Source organism: Corynebacterium lipophiloflavum DSM 44291, assembly GCF_000159635.1.
In the GTDB taxonomy this organism is placed as follows: domain Bacteria; phylum Actinomycetota; class Actinomycetes; order Mycobacteriales; family Mycobacteriaceae; genus Corynebacterium; species Corynebacterium lipophiloflavum.
In genome coordinates this window covers 1-202 of the sequence record NZ_GG667267.1, presented here as the reverse complement: position 1 = coordinate 202, position 202 = coordinate 1, and the positions used below count along the sequence as shown (strand labels likewise).

The 202-nt window shown below is 61.4% G+C and carries 1 protein-coding gene; it reads left to right on the top strand.

The genetic code is table 11. The features are described 5' to 3' along the window. Nucleotides 1–202 (top strand): IS256 family transposase (locus tag HMPREF0298_RS11445; RefSeq protein WP_006841374.1); only part of this gene is annotated, 202 nt, incomplete at both ends.

The window sequence follows — 202 nt, the reverse complement described above, 5'->3', positions numbered from 1 at the left end:
GGTTCGTGCCGTTTCTGCAGTTCCCGCCTGCGGCACGGCGGGTGCTCTACACCACGAATTCGATCGAATCGCTGAATGCTGAACTGCGGAAAGCCACCCGCAACCGCGGCCAGTTCCCGAACGATACCGCGGCGCTGAAAACGCTGTGGCTGATGATCTGCAACATCGAGGACAAGCGCGCTGCCCAGCGAGCGAAGAAAGC